At 47.0% G+C, this 20,659-nt stretch carries 20 protein-coding genes and 3 pseudogenes; 6 read left to right on the top strand and 17 right to left on the bottom strand.

Annotated features, from left to right (window positions below):
• Positions 1–46 precede the first annotated feature (46 nt).
• Positions 47–961: pseudogene (locus tag ACIHKT_RS09400) on the top strand (IS6 family transposase); the annotation flags it as partial.
• Between the two features lie 400 nt (positions 962–1,361).
• Here the strand turns inward: ACIHKT_RS09400 and ACIHKT_RS09395 are convergent.
• From ACIHKT_RS09395 to ACIHKT_RS09325, 15 genes and pseudogenes are all read right to left on the bottom strand, one after another.
• Positions 1,362–1,799 carry a very short patch repair endonuclease gene (locus ACIHKT_RS09395; RefSeq protein ID WP_404352414.1) on the bottom strand — a complete coding sequence of 146 codons (438 nt, stop codon included), beginning with the start codon at positions 1,797–1,799 and terminating at the stop codon, positions 1,362–1,364.
• Positions 1,792–2,757: a DUF6339 family protein gene (locus tag ACIHKT_RS09390; protein ID WP_404352412.1), complete on the bottom strand. Its 966-nt coding sequence runs from the start codon at positions 2,755–2,757 to the stop codon at positions 1,792–1,794. The genes ACIHKT_RS09395 and ACIHKT_RS09390 overlap by 8 nt, the downstream gene beginning before the upstream one ends.
• A 15-nt stretch (positions 2,758–2,772) precedes the next feature.
• Positions 2,773–3,624 (bottom strand): hypothetical protein, encoded by an 852-nt coding sequence (locus tag ACIHKT_RS09385; RefSeq protein WP_404352410.1) that lies wholly within the window; start codon positions 3,622–3,624, stop codon positions 2,773–2,775.
• Entirely contained in the window at positions 3,611–5,578 is a 1,968-nt protein-coding gene (locus ACIHKT_RS09380; RefSeq protein ID WP_404352408.1) for a hypothetical protein, read from the bottom strand. Before ACIHKT_RS09380 ends, ACIHKT_RS09385 begins: the two co-directional genes overlap by 14 nt.
• 15 nt (positions 5,579–5,593) lie before the next feature.
• Positions 5,594–5,827 carry a hypothetical protein gene (locus tag ACIHKT_RS09375; protein ID WP_404352406.1) on the bottom strand — a complete coding sequence of 78 codons (234 nt, stop codon included), beginning with the start codon at positions 5,825–5,827 and terminating at the stop codon, positions 5,594–5,596.
• A gap of 214 nt (positions 5,828–6,041) precedes the next feature.
• Positions 6,042–7,613, bottom strand: coding sequence for a DNA cytosine methyltransferase (locus tag ACIHKT_RS09370; RefSeq protein WP_404352404.1), 1,572 nt, complete (start codon positions 7,611–7,613; stop codon positions 6,042–6,044).
• Complete coding sequence (locus ACIHKT_RS09365) at positions 7,597–7,968, bottom strand: helix-turn-helix domain-containing protein (protein ID WP_404352402.1); 372 nt, start codon at positions 7,966–7,968, stop codon at positions 7,597–7,599. The genes ACIHKT_RS09370 and ACIHKT_RS09365 overlap by 17 nt, the downstream gene beginning before the upstream one ends.
• Positions 7,969–8,407: 439 nt before the next feature.
• Positions 8,408–9,235, bottom strand: a complete 828-nt coding sequence (locus ACIHKT_RS09360; protein WP_404352400.1) for a recombinase zinc beta ribbon domain-containing protein — start codon at positions 9,233–9,235, stop codon at positions 8,408–8,410.
• Between the two features lie 169 nt (positions 9,236–9,404).
• Positions 9,405–10,970 (bottom strand): recombinase family protein, encoded by a 1,566-nt coding sequence (locus tag ACIHKT_RS09355; RefSeq protein WP_086035062.1) that lies wholly within the window; start codon positions 10,968–10,970, stop codon positions 9,405–9,407.
• Entirely contained in the window at positions 10,958–12,178 is a 1,221-nt protein-coding gene (locus tag ACIHKT_RS09350) for a recombinase family protein (RefSeq protein WP_404352397.1), read from the bottom strand. Before ACIHKT_RS09350 ends, ACIHKT_RS09355 begins: the two co-directional genes overlap by 13 nt.
• Positions 12,179–12,214: 36 nt before the next feature.
• Complete coding sequence (locus ACIHKT_RS09345) at positions 12,215–12,400, bottom strand: SHOCT domain-containing protein (RefSeq protein WP_086035060.1); 186 nt, start codon at positions 12,398–12,400, stop codon at positions 12,215–12,217.
• The gene (locus ACIHKT_RS09340) at positions 12,397–12,804 is read right to left on the bottom strand and encodes a helix-turn-helix domain-containing protein (RefSeq protein ID WP_086035059.1); all 408 of its coding nucleotides are present in this window, start codon (positions 12,802–12,804) and stop codon (positions 12,397–12,399) included. The genes ACIHKT_RS09345 and ACIHKT_RS09340 overlap by 4 nt, the downstream gene beginning before the upstream one ends.
• A gap of 144 nt (positions 12,805–12,948) precedes the next feature.
• Complete coding sequence (locus tag ACIHKT_RS09335; protein ID WP_086035058.1) at positions 12,949–13,908, bottom strand: GH25 family lysozyme; 960 nt, start codon at positions 13,906–13,908, stop codon at positions 12,949–12,951.
• A pseudogene (locus ACIHKT_RS09330) lies at positions 13,908–14,114 on the bottom strand (holin family protein); the annotation flags it as partial. The gene ACIHKT_RS09335 and the pseudogene ACIHKT_RS09330, both read right to left, overlap by 1 nt.
• Positions 14,115–14,588 (bottom strand): annotated as a pseudogene (locus ACIHKT_RS09325) (chloride channel protein); the annotation flags it as partial. It lies immediately after the preceding pseudogene.
• Between the two features lie 422 nt (positions 14,589–15,010).
• Between ACIHKT_RS09325 and ACIHKT_RS09320 the strand changes: the two are divergent.
• Both ACIHKT_RS09320 and ACIHKT_RS09315 read left to right on the top strand, forming a co-directional pair.
• Positions 15,011–15,214, top strand: coding sequence for a hypothetical protein (locus ACIHKT_RS09320; RefSeq protein WP_404352394.1), 204 nt, complete (start codon positions 15,011–15,013; stop codon positions 15,212–15,214).
• Positions 15,211–15,510: a sigma factor-like helix-turn-helix DNA-binding protein gene (locus ACIHKT_RS09315; protein WP_404352392.1), complete on the top strand. Its 300-nt coding sequence runs from the start codon at positions 15,211–15,213 to the stop codon at positions 15,508–15,510. Before ACIHKT_RS09320 ends, ACIHKT_RS09315 begins: the two co-directional genes overlap by 4 nt.
• Positions 15,511–15,654: 144 nt before the next feature.
• Here ACIHKT_RS09315 and mnmA read toward each other — a convergent pair whose 3' ends face one another.
• Together mnmA and ACIHKT_RS09305 are read right to left on the bottom strand one after the other, a co-directional pair.
• A complete protein-coding gene (mnmA, locus tag ACIHKT_RS09310; RefSeq protein WP_404352390.1) occupies positions 15,655–16,737 on the bottom strand; it encodes a tRNA 2-thiouridine(34) synthase MnmA in 1,083 nt (360 codons plus the stop codon).
• On the bottom strand, positions 16,619–17,254 hold the full coding sequence (locus tag ACIHKT_RS09305) for a hypothetical protein (protein ID WP_404352388.1): 636 nt from the start codon (positions 17,252–17,254) through the stop codon (positions 16,619–16,621). Before ACIHKT_RS09305 ends, mnmA begins: the two co-directional genes overlap by 119 nt.
• 232 nt (positions 17,255–17,486) lie before the next feature.
• On the opposite strand from ACIHKT_RS09305, the gene ACIHKT_RS09300 reads away from it, so the two are divergent.
• The 3 genes from ACIHKT_RS09300 to ACIHKT_RS09290 all read left to right on the top strand — a co-directional run bounded on the left by ACIHKT_RS09300 (position 17,487) and on the right by ACIHKT_RS09290 (position 20,610).
• The gene (locus tag ACIHKT_RS09300; RefSeq protein WP_174193389.1) at positions 17,487–18,140 is read left to right on the top strand and encodes a CpXC domain-containing protein; all 654 of its coding nucleotides are present in this window, start codon (positions 17,487–17,489) and stop codon (positions 18,138–18,140) included.
• Positions 18,141–18,554: 414 nt separating this feature from the next.
• Positions 18,555–20,045, top strand: coding sequence for an anthranilate synthase component I (gene trpE / locus ACIHKT_RS09295; RefSeq protein ID WP_404352386.1), 1,491 nt, complete (start codon positions 18,555–18,557; stop codon positions 20,043–20,045).
• Positions 20,029–20,610 (top strand): anthranilate synthase component II, encoded by a 582-nt coding sequence (locus ACIHKT_RS09290; RefSeq protein WP_404352384.1) that lies wholly within the window; start codon positions 20,029–20,031, stop codon positions 20,608–20,610. The genes trpE and ACIHKT_RS09290 overlap by 17 nt, the downstream gene beginning before the upstream one ends.
• Positions 20,611–20,659: the final 49 nt, after the last annotated feature.

The raw sequence follows: 20,659 nt of genomic DNA, 5'->3' as shown, positions 1-20,659 counted from the left end.
GGTTTTGTCACAAAACACTGTACCTCCCGAAAGGAGACGAGTCCTCATGGCAAAATCATACCAGATTTGCTGTCCGAAATGCAACAACCATCAAAACTTTTATCGTTATGGCAAAGATAAATACGGAAACCAGAAATATCTTTACCGTGTATGCGGGCATCAATTTGCACCGGATGCCCGTGCTGACAAACCCGGTAAGCCGCGCGTGCGTCCTTATCCGACTTGCCCTGTCTGCGGGAAAGCCATGTTTCTTCATCATGACCACAAATATTACTCAAACTACCAATGCTGCGACAAGAAATGCGGCCATTCCATTTTTGTCCCAAAGCCGGCTGCCGTTACGGCACCTTCCATGTCGAAGCTGTCCGGGAAAACCGATTTCAAGCGGATGCGCTATCCTGTGCATGTCATCCTGACGGCATTGTCAATGTTTTATTTGGGTAAGAATTCTTTCCGTAATATTGCTCTGATTCTGCGAGCCGTTATGAATATTCAGGTTTCTCACACTACCATCAGCAACTGGTGCACAAAATTCGCGCCTTTGTTTCAAAACATCGCACTTGAACTGATGCCAACGTTAAATTTCAACTCCGACGAGTGGCACGCGGACGAAACAGTTGTGAAAATTCATGGTATCAAGTACTACCTCTGGCTTATTGTTGACAGTGAAACCCGCTTTGTCCTCGGTTTCCATCTTTCCAGGCACAGAGACAGCCCTCAGGCTTTTTCCTTACTGAATTCCGTTAAACATCTCGGCAAACCAGCAGCTATTGTCACCGACCGCTACAGCGCCTACAAAGTTCCTGTAAAAGCAGTACTGGGAGTCAGGCATATCCGCGTCCAGAGCTTCCGCGACGACATCACCAACAACCTGATCGAATGCTTTAACAAACAGTTCAAGGCATGGTACAAAACCAAACAGGGATTTTCTTTCTTCCTTATCCTTTCATGTTTACTTTACACAGTCAAAAGAACAATATAAATAGATAAATAGAAATTTTGGCGAGTTTAAGCGGATCTAAATATGGGCTGGAGCAGTGTCTAAGGTTATAATGGTAATCCTGCTCATGGACACAAGGCACTCGATCTTACAATGATATCAGAGCTTATCTGCATTTCCGGCAGATTGTGACACCAGACATACTCGGCCTTTATGTTATCATCTCCGGTACATCAGCTCTGTCCACCTGGCGGTTCTTGGTATCCAGCTCATCTGTGTGAGCAGCCACATAGTCTTCTGCTGCCTCAAACAGCTGATTGTAAAAGGTATTCTGTAAATGAGCGGATATTTGACATAAACTCTCCTTAACAGCAAAACGTAATAACATCGTCTATAAGCCATAATATTCTTCCAAGAAAAATTATGCATCTATAAGTAGCATCTGATCAAAGACCGCTTCATTTACTACTTTTATACATTCATCCAGATGTTTCTCTATGTCCTTTCCCCAGAACCGGAGCACTGTCCACCCTTTCCCATAAAGAGTGCGGTTTACTTCAGAATCCCGTTCCATGTTCCGAGTGATTTTGCCATACCAGTATTCGCTGTTACTGCCCCGAAGAATTCTCTTCTCGAGTTCCGGCCAGTCTTTTCCATGAAAAAATTCGCTGTCGCAGAAGATGGCAATTTTATATTTCATCAGGACTATATCCGGCTTTCCGGGAAGTTCCTTATAATTCTTCCTGTAGCGATATCCCTTATGCCATAATGCTTTCCGCAACTTTACCTCTATGCCTGTATCCTTGGATCGAATATGCTGCATATTTTTACGGCGTTGTTCGGGAGTTAAATCATCCATTATCGACTGAGACCACCTTTACTCTGCTCTTCCTGTAAGAAAAGCGGCTGCCAGGCTTTAGACCTATGATGCTTTTGGGAGACGTCCTAAGAAGCGACTTTCCAAGATAAGTACCATGTTCGTCAACAGTCATAGGAATATTCTGGCCAGAATCAATCATCTTTACTTTTATTTTTGATCCGGCCTTTATGGCAGGAAGAGACATAACATAGTCAAGGCATCTCTTGCACAGATCATAGGCATTATATGATGATAGGGCATCCAGCACTTCTATACCACAAGCCCTATTTACTTCTGCAAAATATGCTCTGGTATCAGCTCTACTTATGTCTCCATATTCTTTTAGAACCCTGAGTGCCGCCAGAAGAAAAGTTTTATTTCTTGCCAAGGTACGTTCTGTTGCTGCCACAAAGCAATCCTGCTTACTCAGAAAGTATCTAGTCATTTCGTAAGGGTCTGAATTATCCGCATCATAAGTAAGCACTGCACTCCAATACAGTCTTGCTATTCCCTGTCTGACAAAGGCTTTCCCATTGGATGCTCCAAAAAAGTATCTGGTATTTATCCGGCTATACTGCTTTCCTGCACTGGAAGCGCTCTCCTTGGTTTCATCTGTCTGGTCTGGAATCTCAATTGGCCATCTCTTAACCATATAAGTATAAAAGTCTTTATGTGTAAGATATGCCCAAAGCCTTAGGTCAGCCGCCAGTCTGGGGTTAAGAGTATCTTTTAATGCATCATATAGCGTTGCGGCATTTTCAGCGTCTGTTTCTGGTCCTCCTGGTTTCAATTCAACATCGGGAACTGCCAGACCGGTTGATCTATAATAATTCAACTCAGATTTATCCGAAAAATACTTATCAATCCATACTTTCTCGTCGGCATATTTTTTCATATTCTGAGAGATATCAGATTTCAGCTGTTCAAGAGCATTTTTCTTTAAAATATTTAACTGCATAACAACTTTTCCCCCTCAGACGACCGTAACTGACCAGGATTCCAAATCCAATATTGCCTTATCCATTCCACCCGTTAATTTTTGAGCAGTCTGAAAAGGAGACTTCAGAAGCCGTTCATATTCTTCCTGATCGCCACCGGCAATCTGAAAAACAGACTGTTTAATTGTTTTTGCCCACGCATAGGAGATATACGTATCCTCATCTTCATCCAAAAGACGAATGCTCTCAGTAACTGCAGGCAGATAAACAAGCATGCTTAAAACAGAATATTTTTCTTTAGTAACCTGCATATTTAAATAAGCATTTTTTGTTTTTTCCGGAACATAAACCATAATAGATTGGTTTTCAAAAGAAAAAGTCATGTCCTTCTGTCCAGGTTCCGTCGCTACACTTATTATAGGATCACCTTTTTTTAAAATATCATCCGCATAATCTGCATCAAAATACTTTGCCTCACCAATAGCAAGCGGGTCGCCAGGGTGAATGACAATTTTCAGGCCATCGTACTCCTCAGTGAAATCTGAAGACCTGAAATCATCTATCTTTTTATCTGCTGTAATGACTGGGCAGAAATATACTCTGTTATGTACCTCCGCAGTGCTTAAAGAAAATTTATCCTCACCTACTTGAACGGGTTGTATTTTTCTCAGCCAGGTTGACTCACACTGTATGTTTATCCCAAGCTGTGCTGTTCCGTCCTCTACCAATGCATTGACATCATTATTTTTAATATCGATATTTGTGTGGAACACATATCTGTCCTTGTCAGGCGTAACGGAAATGACCGCATCAAAAGTAGATAGTTTATAATCTACCGGCTCAGGCTTAAGTACAGGAAACGGGTAATCTGTATTACAGTTCACCATATGCACTCACCTCCAGCCTTTCCCGTCTGTTCCCACGAAGTCTTATTTCAACAATATTTTTATCTCCAGCTTTAACAGAAGGAACAACTACGCAATCTTCCTTAATGTCCAGAACACTGTTATTCATCTCAGCATCAGTAACATCTGCTGTTTCACTACTGCCGTCATCTCCGATTACATTAAGTGACAGGCGAAGATTTGAGACATCTTTATCAGATACAAATATAATCTTGAAAACTCCCTTTTCTTCATTAAATGGTGTCTTTATAGACCGAAGTGTAATTGAAGATATCGATTTCTTTTTATGACCACTCTTATTATTTCGATTATTTCGATGCTCGTCTTGTCTTTCCTTCCGCACTTTCTTTTTCCTTGTTTTCTTTCCCCTTCCATTTGAAGGGCGGCTCAGATCTCTTGACTTCTGTACATTCGATTTGGAAGTAAACAGTTCTATCGGCTCAGGTGAAGCTGTCATAAATGCATCTTCTTTATCTTCCTCAGAAGAGCCTTCTCCCTGGCTTACAAGGAGGTCATTGACACCATATGCCTTTATTTCATTTTCGTCACTCTGAGGCATTTTTGATTTAACGAAATCCAATATCAGCTTATGGATACTACTGATTATTGACTTAGCTTTAGCTTTCTCTTCTGAATAATTTGAGGGTGACCAGGCATCATGTGATGGATTTTCGCATTTTCTAAGGAAACTCGAGATATTGTCTTCCGGCTTAAGAGAAGCAGCACCATTACCAGTAGCAATAAATACACCTAAGAATGATGGCTGTATTCTGAATTTAGTGTCCTCCCTGATTTTCATGCCGGCTTTACGCATTTCCAGAATACGCCTGTCCTTTACATCTGGCCCCATCAACAGGTAAAGTTCATAGTCTCCCATACTCTTACTCATACTCTTACTCCGATAAGAAAAAGTATCAGTAATATGGCAATGATTTTCGGAGTTATCCGTGACTGCTTTCCAATAAAGCGGTGCTGTGTATTGAAAATTTTCATCATCTACATATTCACTGTTTTTATAATACTCATCGTATTCTGATATTTGTTCTCCAATGTTGTCTTTCCCAATATGGATCTTATTTGAGCCGTCCTCCAACTCCACTTCAAGCGTTCCTTTATAAATGGCATAAAAGAAATATTCCATTACACTCATTGCCATCTGCTGGAGCCAGTCATTATCCTTCTCAAATCCAACTATATAAATATCTGTACCGATCTCCGTCCTTTGAAAAACTGCTGGAATGTCTTGGCCATCTGTTATTGGGAGAACATCTTCACGCTTTGGCTCCCCAAACCGTGCTCTATTAACCCGTTTATTCCCGTCAGCATCACGGAATGTAATAAGGATTGTTTTCCCCTGAAATCCATTATGCCCATCCTCGGTTTTGGTAGAATAAAGGACAGTTCTCAATCTTGTAAAGGTATATGCCGCAAATTTTCCAACTCCCTGAGATCCGCTGGAACCGTCTGACTTATTTGTGGAACTAGATGACTTTACAAGTCCATACCAGCATTTCTCCTGGTTATTTGGATCATCTACTCCCACAAGGCCCGTAGTATTGTAATCGCTTATCTTAAGTACAGGAATCTTTCCAGACTTCTTTAAATGTTCATCAGAATAACCTTTCACCTGGAGCATTTTTTCATGATTATCACCCGTCTTATAGTAATCACAGCATGCATCTATGGTTTCCGCAAGCTGATCAGCTCCAGGGATATCATTCTTGTCAATCTCCATTAAAGTGAACTTCACCTCTACCGGCTGATCTTCTGGTATATAGTTTCCCCGCGCATCCAGGACATTCTGAATGATTTCCTTTGCCAGGCTTGGATAGGGTTGGCTTTTAAACATTCCAATTCCTGTTTCATTAAAGCCGACGTCATCGCCGCTTCCAGCCAAAGGAAAATCCCATCTGTATTTTGTGTTCCATCCGCCCATGCTGACCGCCTTCCTTTATTCCAACGTAAACTTCTCGCTGCTCCCAGACCCCTTTTGAGTAAATCTCTTCTTAGTATCATTCATCTGTGCCTGAATAGCATTGAAGATTTTGTCCACATCCTTCTGCGTGTACTCGTAAGCTCCTGTATTGCTACAGTTGCCCAGCAGATCGAGTGTAGAAAGGATCCTGTTTGTCCTGTTCTCTGCAAGTCTCACAAACTTCTCTCTTTTCGTTTCCTCTGATGTCATTTTCGCACCTCCTAGATGATATATTTTCAACATTCTTAAAATATCTTCGTTTTGCGCCTCTATAGTTTTAGAATATCACTCTCAGAAATATTTGTAAAGCTGTTCTCTAAATATTTTAAAAATATTGATAGTATTCTTAACATATTTTTTATTCCTGGGTCAGAATTGAAAAATACATAAAAATGCCGCCTGCATATTTTGCAGACGGCGCAGATTATTTATCAAGATTTTTCAAAAGGCATTCGGCTATGCCTTTTGCCATAAGAGGTGGAACCGCATTTCCAACCTGTTGATATTGGGAATCCTTTGTACCTTTAAAGATGAACCTGTCGGGAAAAGACTGAAGCCTGGCTGCCTCTCTCACGCTTATCGCCCTGTTGAGGGAAGGATGGATCCACATAGATTTTCTTACATTGGTCACTGTCCCACTAGGCTTGTCAGGGTCAAGTCTCTGATAAATACTGTTCTGCGTTCTTTTGGGATCGGTATAGTTTACTTTTAGTTCAGACTTCAACTTATGGAAATTTTCGCCCACATTAAGTGCTGCGAACCTCTCCTTTGCAAGCTCCCGGGTTTTCGGCCCCAGGTGATTACTGACTCCTTCAGATCCTTCACGCATCATCTTTTCGTAATCAGTAAGTTCATCATCTTCATAAGGGATCATTTTCAGATCTTCAAGTCCGTCTGCAGTATCATAAGCCTCAAGGTCAGAAATTGCTTCTCCGACAGTCACATGCCGGACATTGCTATAATCCTCAGCCACTGGGAAATGAATAGTTTTTTCAGATCCATCAGATTTGATTCCCATCATGATAAACCTTTTTCTCTCCTGAGGGACTCCAAACCAAAGAGAATTCACAACACCTGATTCTGTCACATAAAGGCTGCCAAGGATTTTTTTGACGTAATCAATGACGGCATATGATTTTACTTTCGCTATAATCTTCCCAGACTTCTGATCCTGATGCAGGGTATAGTTGATCTCGTTTTCATTCAATTCATCCATCAGACGGAAGCTTTTCTGGAACCTTATAAATGAGCCAAGCTCATTCATGTGCCCACTGATGCGTTCATTGTCGCTGAGATCGGCTGATATGGTCCCAAGTATTTCAAAATCATCTCCACCGTTTTCCAGGTATCTGTCTATGATTGAAGACAAGTGCCTGCCATTCTTTTTTATAAACTTTGCCAGGCGCCCTTTGTTATTTCGATCCTTAAAAAGCACATTCAAAAGCTGCAGGATCTCATCATCAATCCTGTAGTATGTATTGTCCTCGGCATTTAATATCTCAAAGCAGTCGAGTCCGTCGTAATTTTCGTTAGCGATTACAAGTTTGTCTTCACGCATAGGAATATCAAGCGCCGCTACCTCTTCATAGTCTTTTCGGGAGTCGTAAAACCGATGTGTTTCTGATGAAAGCATACTGACATTTTCCATAACGAATGCTTCAGGTTCGAGCTCACGAATAGCACGGAAATACTCCTTTACAAGAGAATTGTTCTGGCTGATTATATGATTTTTCTGACGGTTTGCATTGGAAAATCCCTGACATGGAGGGCCTCCGATGACCACATCAACTCCTCCTATCCGTTCTGCAAGCCCCTTAAAATCGTAACCACGGACATCTTTTATGATCTGCAGGTTATCACTCCTATGATTAGCCAAATAGGTTGCCCTGGCATTCGGGTTGTTTTCGGCCGCGGCAACTATATCGAACCTGCCAGTCATTTCAAAGCCCAGGCTGAGTCCACCTGCACCGGCAAATAAATCAATCGTTTTTAACATTAAGAATTTCCTCCACATACTTAATAATTCTATCCAAAGAACCGTCATGTATCTGCCGGTCAGCCATATTTCCAATCATCATCAGTAAATCTTCATGTTTAAATAAATACTTCACAATATCCGAAGGAAGTGTGTCGCGTGCCTTTGCTGCCTCGATACGCAGTTTAAGCCCTTCATCCTCTGTCAGGGCTAATGCCGGGACGATTTTATCTATATCCTCATCTGAGAAAGATGCATTGCGGCCAGTCTCGACTCCGCTGATAAGCATTTTAGTTTTACCAATGGCATCCGCCAATTCCTCCTGAGTCTTGTCTTTTGATTTTCTTAATTCTTTAAAGTATTTGCCAAAGCTCATTTCAGTTCACCTTTATATATATGTAAATTTACTTATATATATTTTAGCAAAAATAAAGTATTTTATCAAGCTTTGGAACTGAGATTCTAAGGAACATCTGATTTAATCCGCCCTACCTGTGTAAGAAAGCTTCTGATAGAGTAATAGTATCAAGATGCGGATGGTATGGAGAAATGAAAAAGCAGCAAACTTTTCTTCATGAGTTGGCACATTTGTCTTGATAATTCGTCAAAGCATTCTACGCTGGCTTTTGCAGAGTGCCTTACTCGTATTGATCCTTATTCAGAGAATAAAGAATAAAGGCTTGTCATAAAAATCCTCTTACGTGTTTTTTTGGCTTGTTCTAGTCATTGGTTTTTAACGACAAATGGGACAAAAGATCATATCAAAAGAGAGCAGGCACCATGCAGGAGAAAATTCCCGCAGGGCAGCCTGCTCTTTACGCATTAATGTCAACAGTTACACCGGACTTGAATTCCACCGTAAACTTGTCCGCGTAGACGGTGATTTTCTGAATCAGCCGCTTGACCAGAGTCTCGTCAAATTCAGTGAGTTCGGTCGGCTGAGCGGCGATGAATTTCTGCAACTCGCGGATGCGGCTTAAGGTTTCATCCTGCAGCGTGTTTTCAGATTCGGATTGCTGTTTCTGTGCGCGGAGCCGAAAAATCTCATCTGTGATGGCCTTGTAATCGTCCTGATTGTTTGCTTTTTTGATGAGCTCTATTTGCAGTTCTTCCAGCCGTTTCTGAATCCCCTCTGGCGAAAGGGTATCTGTTTGCCGTACGGCAGCGGCGATATTCTGCTGCAGGGCGTTTGTGAAGTGGTCTTTATCTTCAAGGACCCGATTGATTGCTTTCACGGAAACATTCTGCAATACGGTTTCATTCACCGTGCGGTTGCGGCAGGGCTCTTTTGCCGAAGTGGACTCCAACCGGCTGATGCACCGCCAGACAATGGATTTTTTACCCCGGTTGTACCAGTGAATCCGGCGGTAAAGCTCTCCACATTCCCCACAGTAGACCATCTGCGCGAATGGGTGGCTGCAGGAGAAATTCCTTTTTCTGCCGGAAGGGCTGACATACACCACACGGCGGCGGACCAGTTCTTCCTGCACCTGCATGAAGATGTCCTTCGGGATGATGGCTTCATGGTCGGCTTCCACGTAGTATTGCGGAACCGTGCCGTTATTCTTGATTCGCTTCTTGGTAAGAAAGTCGACCGTATAAGTCTTTTGAAGCAGGGCATCGCCCATGTACTTTTCGTTCATAAGACTGTCAGTTTTGATACAATGTAACGATGAAACTTTCGAGGTCAAAAAAAGTTTCATCGTGTGATTGTGGTTTCATCGTTTACGAGTGCTGTAATTTCGGTCTTTTTCGGGCATAAAATGAGCCGGGGTTTCATTTTTCCCCGGCTTAATTCATCCCGTTCAGTTTTCAGACAGTAATCTCCGTCCCGCCTTTGAAGGTAAAGATGACCTTCTTGTCTTTCATCACGGTGACGTGATCGACCAGGCTGCTCCAGAGGTTCTCGTCAAATTCGGAGACCACGCCGTCAAGGTTCTGCAGCTCTTGGATAAATTCCTCCATCTGCTTGTCGTTTGCCTTGACGGCGGCTATTCGGTCTGACAGCTCGTCATGCAGTTTCTTCTGCTCATCGTAGCGGCTGACGAGGCCGTTGTACTTCTCGGCGTAGGCATTCTGGTCCTGCGCCTTGTGCGCGTTCTCGGAAACCGCCTCCTGCACCATTTCGGCAAGCAGTGCCATCTCCGTTTCAGCTTCCGTCAGCTGCGTCTCAAGCTCCGAAGTATCGGACACCGCTTCCCGCAAAATCGTCAGGTTTTCGATGACCTCGTCCTTGTCGGAAAGCAGTTCACCCAGCGCCTTGACGAACAGCTCTTTAATCTCGTCCTCGGTCAGATGCGGCGTTTCGCACTTCTTTCCTTTGTACTTGTGGTTGCAGCGCCAGATGACCCGGCGGTACTTGTCCGTGCTGTGCCACACCTTTGAGCCGTAGTACCCGCCGCATTCTCCGCAGATAATCTTCGAGGAGAAAATGCTCACGCCGCTGTAGTGCTTGCCCTTGCGGCGCTGCACCTCGGCCTGCACCAGCTCCCATGTCCGCTTGTCGATTATTCCATCGTGGTCATCTTCAACCAGATACTGCGGAATCTCGCCGTTATTTTTAATCTGCTTTTTCGTCAGGAACGACTCGGTGTATTTCTTTTGAAGAAGGGCATTCCCGCACATTTTCTCATTTTGCAGGATGTACATGATGTTGTAGGTGTTCCACATGTCCTTGCCCATCGGGCTTTTGACGCCTTTGTCGTACAGGGTATTCGCAATGGCCTGAGCGGAATAGCCCTCAAGGAAGAGCTTGTAGATGAGCCTTATGACCTCCGCCTGCTCCGGATTGATGACCGGCTTTCCGTCCTCGCCCTTGTCGTAGCCGTAGAAGCTTTTCCAAGGCAGGCTGTAGTTGCCGTCCGCAAACGCCTTGCGTCTGCCCCAGGTGGTGTTCTCGGAAATGCTCCGGGATTCTTCCTGCGCGAGGCTCGACATGATGGTGATAAGCAATTCGCCGCGGGCGTCAAAGGTCCAGATGTTCTCCTTTTCGAAGAAAACCTCCGTGCCGTTTTCCTTCAGTTTTCGGATTGCCGTAAGTGAATCGACCGTATTCCGGGCAAATCTTGAGATGCTCTTCGTGATGATGAGGTCAATCTTTCCGGCCAGCGCATCGTCAATCATGGCGTTGAATCCGGCGCGGTGCTTGGTGGACGTTGCTGAGATGCCTTCGTCCGAGTACATCTTCACGAACTCCCAGTCGTCACGCGAGGCGATGTACTTGCTGTAGTAATCCATCTGCGCCTCGTAACTCGTCTGCTGTTCCTCGTTGTCCGTTGAAACTCGGGCATAGCCAGCGACCCGGCGCTTCTTCACAGAGCCAAGCGGCTCCGCCGTCACCCGGCTGATGGTAGCCGGGATTTTCTTTACTTTTGCCATTTAATCTTCCTCCCGTCCTTAAACTCGAATTCAAGATGATCCTTGTAAATCCGGAGTTCCTTTATTTCAGCCGTAAACTTGTCTTCGTAATTCTCCTGCCCGAGTACTTCTGCGCAGGCAGCGTCCAGTTTGCTCTTGGCGTACCACGGATTGTCGCAGGCATCCTTGCCGTTGGCGTGACGGTTGTTGCAGACGAATGTATACCGCTTTCTTCGGTTGCCCCTGTTGTAAGCTGTGTGCGGTGCCATCCTGTATCCGCACTCGCCGCAGACGACCTTTCCCAAGAAGCAGGCGCATTCCTCGCTGCGCTGTGTGTTTTTTTTCTTCCGCTCCGCTCTGAGCTTCTGCACCAGCTCGAATGTCTCAGATGAGATAATCGGCTCGTGATGATTTTCAATCCGGTACATTGCCTTTTCGCCGTGATTGTATTTTTCCTTCTTCGGCGCGTAGGTATACTGCTTGTGGAAAAGCATGGAACCGGTGTATTCCTCATTTGTCAGCACCCGTATGATTCCGGGAGTAGAGACTGGCTTGCCGCGAAGTCCGATGAAACCTTCTGCTGCAAGCTCCCTCTGAATGCAGCCGACCGTCTTGCCGTCAATGTAGTCGCTGTAGATCCGGCGGACAACTTCTGCTTCATCCTCTTTGATGATGAGGTCGTCACCCCTCCAGCGGTAGCCGAGCATGTTCTGGTGCGTATGAACGATGCCGTTCTCGTATTTCTTCTTGATCACCCACTTGATGTTCCGCGACAGGCTGCTGCTTTCAGCTTCGGCGAATGACGCGAGGATTGTAAGCATCAGCTCTCTGTCGCCCGACATGGTATTGATGTTCTCGCGTTCGAAGCGCACCTCAACGCCGATTTCTTTCAGATGCCGAACCGTATCCAGAAGGTCGACGGTATTCCGGGCAAACCGGCTGATGCTCTTGGTCAGCACAATGTCGATTTTCCCAGCGTCGCAGTCAGCGACCATTCTCTGGAATTCCTTTCTTGCGTCGACGCTCGTGCCCGTGATTCCGGCGTCCGCGTAAACGCCTGCGTATTCCCATTCCGGATTGCTCTGAATGAGATTGCTGTAGTAGCTTATCTGAGCCGAAAGGGAATGCATGAGCTGATCTGTCGCTTTAGAGACGCGAGCGTAAGCTGCGACCTTTTTCCTCGGTCTGACGGCCTGCTCCGACGCCTCAATTTTCTTGATTTTTGGCATGTTTCAGCCCTCCTTTCAGCTACCATACATCACTCTTTAGCCCCTGTAAGTCAAGCGAATGTCGGAGAATAATGTGCCGAAAACAGGCTGGTATTTCTCCTGCATTTTTGTATCAAATATGCCATACTGCTCCTCGGTGATAAGACCTTCCGAGAGCATCTTTCTGGCGTGGCTCATCGTGACTTCGTAGAGCTTTTCCCTTTTCATTTCTTCCTCCGTCAACGGTACTCACCTCCGAACCGATCCTCGATGTAGCACTCGTGGCAGCAGTATTTCCGACCGGCGCTCTCATATGCCTTGAATGGCTTATGGCAGTAGGCGCATTCATACGTCCGCATGGATTTGCGGTTCACCTCGGCGAGATGTTTGTTCCAGTATTTGCTCCGGCAGGTGTCCGAGCAGAACTTCTTCTCCTTGCGTCCGGGATTCTGTATGACCTCTTTTCCGCAGAACAGGCAGTGACGGATATCCTGCTTCTCCGCATTGGTTCGCTTTCTCATCAGTCCATTACGGCGGCAGTACGACTTCACCGTTCCTTCCGATACTCCGATTTCATTCGCAATATCAACGTAGCTGTATCCGTCGTCACGCATGGCCGCTATTTTCATTTTCTGTTCATTCGTCATCGTTTGACCTCCTAACCGTCTGAGGGTTCTCCCCTTCACCGGCTATGTAGCCAAACCGCCTGTTTTTCCGGTCGCAGAGCAAAAAAATAGGCCCACCGACAATCCCGATAAGGGAATGCCAGTGGGCTATAAGATGTGATGAGGTTATTTCACGCGAATCCGCCATCCAACCTGGATGAGATTCACGTTCTTGATAAGCGAGCTGTTCAGCTTCTGGATCGCGGACACAGACGTGCCGTATTTCTTCGCGATGCCGGAGAGCGTGTCACCTCGCTGAACCGTGTAGTAGGTTGCCGTCGTCTTCTTGGCAGCAGATCCGAGCTTCTCGTTGACCTTCGCCTGCACGGCGCTGTAGTCGTATCCGGCTGCGGTCAGGCGGTTCTTACGGTCGGAGCCGTTGCCCCATTTCCCGGCGATAACCTCTGAAGCAATCTCATCAACGGACTTCTTCGCGGTTGTGGTCGTCGTGCTGGTGGACGCGGTTCCTTTGCCGTAGCCGTTGAATCCGCCGCTCCTGATCGTCGCCGGAAAGTCGATGTAGGAGTAGTCCATATCGACGTTCCCGCCGATACCGCTGACCTTGCCTTTGGACGAATACTGCCAGATTCCGTAAGCGCCGGAGTAGCTGCACTTGCCAGACCACTGCGCCACCCAGACGGTGAAACGCTTCTTCACGGCGTCCGATACCACGGAGTTCAGGCTGGAAAGCGAGGTGTAGAAACCAGCGTAAAAACCGCGGCTCTCAAGCTCCATGCAGAATGCCGTGATGAGGCTTGAGCAGAAATCCCGTCCCTTGGAAAGCTGCGACTTCTCCTCGATGTCGAAATAGACCGGATAATCGAGCTGCTTGCCGGAGAGAACCTTGGCGCAAGCCTGCGCTTCCTGCTTCGCTCCGGCGGCGGACGTGGCGTAGCTGTACCAGTACGCTCCGACGTGAAGCCCTACGGCCTTCGCCTTGCTGTAGTTGCTGTCGAAATACTTGTCCTTGTTTCCGTTTCCGTATCCGGCGCGGATGATCACGAAATCAATGCCGGATGATTTGACCTTGGCAAAGTCGATATTGTTTCCCTGCCAGACGGATACGTCGATTCCTTTGTATGCCATTACTGTTCCTCCTTGTCGTTTCTGTCGTGAAGCTGTTCCAGCACATCTTTGAGCTTGCCGGGTATCGGCAGCCCGAGATGCGCCGCGTTCTCGGTCAGGGACAAGCCCTCATTACTGATATAGAAAAAGATGATTGCTGTTCTCAGCACGCCCTCGTGGCCGAGTACGTGGATGTCGAGAATATTGGCGATGCCGACCAGTGTAAAATGTACTGGCTGTGCACCAAACCAGTTTGAGACACCGGCGGCCAGTAAGCAGGAAATAGCAACTGGAACCAGTGCAGAATAGTACATTTCCCCAACGCTGACAACTTCCAGTGCAAAAACAGCAGCGACAACCGGCATGCCGAATAATGCCGAAAATACAGAGCCCATGCCGCACAGTGTCATGACGTGGAGGGACTTTTCATCCAATTTGAAAAGTTTCCCGGCTCCGTAACCAAGGCTTCCGCCAATCTGCAGAGCTGCTCCTTCGCGCCCGGCAGACCCGCCGAACAGGTGCGTAATTGTGGTGGAAATAAAAATCAGCGGTGCCATGTACGTTGGAAGTGGTTGAGAGGAACGAATGGCCAGAAGCACAAGGTTTGTGCCGCGGCTTTTTTTCACACCGCAGAACTGATACAGCCATGCTATCAGTAAGCCGCCAACGGGCAACAGGAAAAGCAGCCATGAATGTGCCATTCGCGTTTGGGTACTCCACTTCATTGCATAGTAAAATAAAGTTCCCACGCCGCCTCCAATTACAATGCCGATGATTATACTAAAAAGAATCCATTTTAAAAAGCTTAGTAATCGTGTTTGCCAATGCTGCGCTTTTTTTCTAATTTTCTCTTTCTTCAAAACAGAATCCTCCCCTTGCTGCATTTGTGTTTGTTCTGCAACAGTACTACATGGGATGGACCGCTGCAAAAAAAGTCGATATTTGCTTTTATTTTTATTTTAGCATGCCCTAAACAGGGTTGCAAGGGGAGCAGTGTCCCAATATTGGGACACTGCTCAAAATAAAAGAACATATATTCGGAAATGCCTTGATGATTTGCCTTGAATTTTGTATGATGGAAATTAGAGGAATTCCGCTGCACAGAGAAAGTGAGTGGTAAAACATGGATTATCAAAAATGGGGACAGGATTATCTTAAAGAAGCAAAAATGATTCAGGAACATCTGCAGCCGGTCAGACAACGTCTCAAACAACGCGGACTGAGTGTGGAGGAGAGCCGCAATCTTGCGGCACGGGAAAGCATGCTCTATCAGATGTATTTGGAATGCCGCAGTACGGGACTTTATTTACAGAGGTCCTTTCGATGAGGCACCGTATTCTTAGTTATGACTTGCTTCCGCAGGAATTAGGGACACCTCAGCCAGACCAGACAGATTACCGATATGCTGCCATGTGCCGTGCTCTTCACCTTGCCATACAGCAGGAACTGACACAGCGGCAGAGAATTTGCATTGAAAAACGTCTTGCAGGGGAAAAGGTCAAGGATATTGCAGCCGATTTGGGAGTGGCATCCCCAACCGTTACCCAGCATGTAAAGCGGGGTGTGCGACGCTTAAAACATGCGCTGCAGTACAGCTGCTTTTATCCGGAAGAACCGTTATGAACGGATCCCTAATACCACAATGGCCTCATGGCAGTGAAAAGGTACTTTTTGGAGTTATTCAGTAAAGAAACCGCGAGTTCATACATTTAGAAAGTAAAAGCAGACATCATGTCTTTTCAAAAAACATGATGCCTGTTTTTATTTTTATTCTTTTATTCCTTTTACAATCGTACCGCCGCCCAAAAGCAAATCACCATCGTACAAAACGACTGCCTGACCGGGAGCAACAGCACGCTGTGGTTCCGCAAAGTGCAGAAGCAGTGTACCATCAGGCTGGATCGATGCCAGTGCAGATGCCGGCTTTGCCTGATAGCGGATTTTTGCCTGTACCTGTAGCGGTGTTTCCGGTGCGGGAATAGATACCCAGTTCAGGTCATCTGCCAACAGGCTGCGGCTGTACTGGCTGCCTTCCGGGCCGAGGACAACCTGATTTTGCGCGGTATCCAAACGGGTGACATACATAGGCTGGCCAAAGGCGATACCAAGCCCTTTTCGCTGGCCGACCGTATAATGTGTCAACCCGCGGTGCCGGCCGAGTACATGACCCTTTGCATCTACAAAGTCGCCGGGGGTACTGTCATGTCCGTTATGGCGGCAGAGAAAACCGGCATAATCCTTGTCTGGGACAAAGCAAATTTCCTGACTGTCTGGTTTCTGGGCAACTGGCAGGCCGGCTTCCTGAGCGATGCTGCGGACTTTTGGTTTGGGCAGAGCGGCAAGCGGAAGAAGAGTGTGGGCAAGCTGTTTTTGTGTCAAACTGTAAAGAACATAGCTCTGGTCTTTGCCGTAAGGGGAGGCATATAACTGCCAGCGGCCGTCCGGTCCCTGCTGCACTTTCGCATAATGACCTGTGGCAATGGCATCACAGCCCAGTTCTTCTGCACGGCGAAGCATTGCACCGAATTTAAGCCAGCGATTACAGCGGATGCAGGGATTTGGTGTGCGGCCGACGGCATATTCGGAGACAAAATTGTCAATTACTTTTTGCTCAAAGAGTTCTGTAAAATTAAAGACAAAATGGTCAATGCCAAGCGCATAACAAACACGGCGTGCATCCTGCACATCCTGAAAGGAACAGCATCCGCCTTCCCGCGGCGGGAAAGACGGGTCATCCAAGTGCAGGCGCAGCGTGCAGCCAACAACTTCCCAGCCGCTTTTCTGCAGCAAAAGAGCGGCGACGCTGCTGTCCACGCCGCCGCTCATGCCGACTAAAACTTTTCCCTTCAAGTTTCCGGCTCCTCTGGCGCAGCTTCTTCATCAGCCGGGTTACGGCTGGCGCTGGCTGTGCGGAAGAAGCGGGTTTCTGCTGCGGCTGCTCAGTAGAAGGCTCCTGAACTGGCGGAGCAGATTTTTTATCCTTATCGGAGGATTCCGCATCCTGCTCGTCATCGTTATCCTCATAGAATTTGCAGGTACCGCAGTCATCTTTACAGTCGGTGCATTCTGTTTCATCAACAGAAGCAAAATTGGATTCGCGGATTTCATCCATGTGATCAAAGGCACGTTTCATACGGCGGTCGCTGTCATCGATGCAGGCGCAGAGCGCGTCCGTCTCAGCATTACCCTGATCGCGGAGGTGTTCATAAAAATATTTTCCGAGTGCAACATAAGCACGGGCACTGTTTTCGCGCTCATTTTGAATGACAATATGCAGGCGGTTAATCACAGCGGAGCGGTGGTTCTTTTCCCGCAGGCTGTTAAATGTGCTGGCCATCTGGCTTCCAAGAGAATCAAGTAATCCCATTTTGTTCCCTCCGTACCGCGACCGGAAACACTGCCGGTGCGGAAAAATTAAGACCTGCTTTTATTATAACGCATCTATCAGCTATTTAACAGCATAATTTATGGAGAAGAAAAATTTTTCTGAATATCCATGAAAAATTTCCAGAAAGAACGCTTTTGGGTAGGAAAGCTGGGTCACATGTGATATAATACAATTATTATTTTGAGAAGAAACACGGAGGTGTTTTTGCTTTATGTCTACTCAGGTAAGCAAGGATGTCTGCTGCCCGCAGTGTGGAAAGCCGGTACGCACAAAATTATGGACAGGCATCAGCGCAAATACAGAGCCGGTTTTGCGGCAGAAAGTTCTGGATGAAACGCTTTTTGACTGGCAGTGTCCGCACTGTGGCTATCAGGCAGAATTGGTCTATCCCTGTCTGTACCACGATAAAGAGAAAAAATTTATGGTGTATCTGGTGCCGGAGGGCAGTAAACAGGCTTTGCGGAAAGTTGAAGTAGACACGCGCTTCCCACAGCTTGCCGGGGTGCGGAAACGCGCGGTGACGTCCCCAATGGAGCTTAAGGAAAAAGTCCTGATTTTTGAGGCTGGGCTGGATGACGTTGGGGTGGAACTTGTCAAAGCCGGTCTTGCTGCAATTGTAGAGGAAAAACAGAATAAAACAGTGGAAATCGGCTGCTTCTGTTTTGCAAATCAGGAAAAGGACCGTATCGGGTTCCTGTTCTTTCTAGAGGGAGAAGAGAATCCCCTAAAAAAGGCAACCCGTTTTGCCACTTATCAGGAAGCGATGGAGATCAGCAAACAGTGCGGCGGCGAACTAGGCGACGACTTTGTTCGCGTGGACAGTCAGTTGGCGGCCCGTCTGCTGGAAAAATACCGGAGGCTATAACAGAGTTTGTCCTCTTAAAAATTTTTTAAAAACTATTGACAGATTTTTGAAGATGTGTATAATATAAAATAAAATTAATAATTTTCTTGCTAAACCGATGAAATGGAGATAAAAACGGCACAAGCGCGTACAGAGAGTCCGGGCAGATGAGAGCCGGACCGTGAGCGGGCTGTTAAATGGACCATTGAGGGCACAGCGAAAGGTGCTTCGCACTGAGTATCCTGTGACGCAGGGCCTGCGTAATGGGCTAGGGGTATGTTGGTACTCCGCAAAGGGTGCGGTTTTCATAACCGCAAAGCAAGGTGGCACCGCGAGCCGGATTTTTCAGGCCCGTCCTTGACAGACAGTATTCTGTTTGTCCTGGGCGGGCCTTTTTGTATGCCCCCCGGGAAAATCTATCGGGAGGGATCATCTATGATAAAACCAACCTTGGAAGAAGTCAAACGTTTTGCAGCACAGGGACAGTACCGGATTTTGCCGGTCAGCCGGGAAATTTATGCAGACATTAAAACACCGATCGAGGTACTGCGTATTCTGCAGGCGGAAAGCCACCACTGTTTCCTGTTGGAAAGTGCAGAGAGCAAACGGCATTGGGGCCGCTATACATTCCTCGGTTTTGACCCCAAACAGGAGATTACCTGTGCAGACGGAGAAATGTGTGTGCGGGGGGAAACAGAAGAGCACTTTCACACACAGGACCCGGGCGCTGTGCTGAAAAAGATTCTTGCAGCTAATAAAAGCCCGCGGCTTTCGGAGCTGCCTCCCTTTACCGGTGGCTTGGTCGGTTATTTCTCTTATGACTATGTGAAATACAGCGAGCCGGAACTGAAGCTGGATGCCGAAGATCAGGAAAATTTTAATGATGTGGACCTGATGCTCTTTGACCGTGTAATTGCATTTGACCATTTCCGCCAGAAAATCGTGCTGATTGCGAATATCCGCTTAGACGGGAATGTGGAAGCTGCCTATGCAGATGCACAGAAAGAATTAAAATACTTAGCCAACCTGATTCGGAACGGAACACCTGCGCAGCGGAAACCGGGCCGTATGACCTCTCCGGTGCGTCACCTTTTCACGAAAGAGGCATATTGCCAGATGGTGGAACGTGCAAAGCAGTATATTCGGGAAGGCGATATTTTTCAGGCTGTACTCAGCAACCGGCTGGATGCTGACTTTGAGGGCAGCCTGCTCAATACCTACCGGGTGCTGCGCACGTTGAACCCGTCTCCATACATGTTCTATTTCTCCAGTGATGACATTGAAATTGCGGGTGCTTCCCCAGAAACATTAGTAAAACTTGATAACGGCGTGCTGCAGACTTTTCCACTGGCGGGTTCCCGGCCCCGCGGAGAAACAGAGGAACAGGACCGCCAGCTGGAACAGGATTTACTGACGGACCCCAAAGAACTTGCCGAACACAACATGTTGGTGGACCTCGGCCGCAACGACTTGGGCCGTATCAGCGAATTCGGTTCCGTAAAAGTAGAAAGGCATCTGCAGGTACTGCGGTTTTCCCACATCATGCACCTTGGTTCCACAGTCACCGGAACCATCAAGGACGGATTTACGGCACCGGATGTCATTGGCTCCGTCCTGCCGGCCGGGACCCTTTCCGGTGCGCCGAAGTTTCGTGCCTGTCAGATTATCAATGAACTGGAAAATAACCGGCGCGGGATTTACGGCGGCGCAATTGGTTATTTGGATTTTACCGGAAACTTGGATACCTGCATCGCCATCCGCATCGCGTTTAAAAAGAACGGAAAGGTCTTTGTCCGTTCCGGCGCAGGCATTGTGGCAGACAGCATTCCGGAGCAGGAATATCAAGAATGCATCAACAAAGCAAAGGCGGTTGTGGCTGCCCTGCAGGAAGCACAGGAGGAGATTGACGATGATTTTGCTGATTGATAATTATGACAGCTTTTCCTATAACCTTTACCAGATGGTCGGTGCCATGGAGCCGAATATCCGGGTTGTGCGCAACAGCGAATTTCCAGTCAAGCAGCTGGCAGAGATGCAGCCGGATGCAGTGATTTTAAGTCCCGGCCCCGGTCGGCCGGAAAATGCAGGGGTGTGTGAAGAAGCGGTGCGCTTTTTCACCGGAAAAGTGCCGCTGCTGGGCGTGTGTCTTGGACACCAAGCAATCTGTCAGGCATTCGGAGGAAAAATTGGCTATGCGAAACAACTGATGCATGGCAAGCAGTCACAGGTGAAACTCAGCCAAGATTGTCCGCTGTTCTGCGGGCTGCCGGAAGTGATCGGTGCGGCGCGGTATCATTCCCTGTCCGTTCAGGAAGCAAACCTGCCGCCGGAACTGAAAGTTGCGGCACGCAGTTTGGATGACGGCGAAATCATGGCAGTGCAGCACCAGACCCAACCGGTATTCGGCCTGCAGTTTCACCCGGAGTCCATCCTGACACCGCAGGGGGAAAAAATCCTGCAGAACTTTTTAAAGCTTTGTCCCCAAAAATAAATTTTCATCTATCTAATCGAATCCGTGCTGAATGATTTTTTATAGGAGG

It is taken from the genome of Caproicibacterium sp. XB2, from assembly GCF_044880635.1.
GTDB classification, from domain to species: Bacteria; Bacillota; Clostridia; order Oscillospirales; family Acutalibacteraceae; genus Caproicibacterium; species Caproicibacterium lactatifermentans.
The sequence above is the reverse complement of the archived record's forward strand: the minus strand, read 5'-3'. Positions and strand labels throughout refer to the sequence as shown.